The organism is Cobetia sp. SIMBA_158, from assembly GCF_046566945.1.
Taxonomy (GTDB): Bacteria; Pseudomonadota; Gammaproteobacteria; order Pseudomonadales; family Halomonadaceae; genus Cobetia; species Cobetia amphilecti.
This window is the reverse complement of sequence record NZ_JAWJYL010000262.1, coordinates 1-278: the sequence shown is the minus strand read 5'-3', so window position 1 is coordinate 278 and position 278 is coordinate 1. Positions and strand designations below refer to the sequence as shown.

Genomic DNA, 278 nt, shown 5'->3' with positions numbered 1-278 from the left:
AAGACAAAATGTAAACATCACCGCCCTTAATTTTTCACAGCACCAAACACAAGACTTATACTGCGCAACAGCGTTCGCAAAAAGCCAGAAAATTGAGCTTGATGTTATTCGTGTTAACGGTACGCAGGCAAAAACAATTGAAGACAGACTAGGCGAGCATTGGTTAAACGGCAAACATCCAGACCACCCTAAAGTAACACGTCCTCGTTTAGCATGGTCTGGCAATGGTGGAAGTGTTGGGCTGGGTGTTATTTACTACTCAGATGAAGTTTACGAAG

The 278-nt window shown here is 43.2% G+C and carries 1 protein-coding gene; it reads left to right on the top strand.

The genetic code is table 11. The annotated features are described in order from the left end of the window. Nucleotides 1-278: hypothetical protein (locus R2R70_RS19890; protein ID WP_410978882.1), on the top strand; the 278-nt coding region annotated here is incomplete at both ends.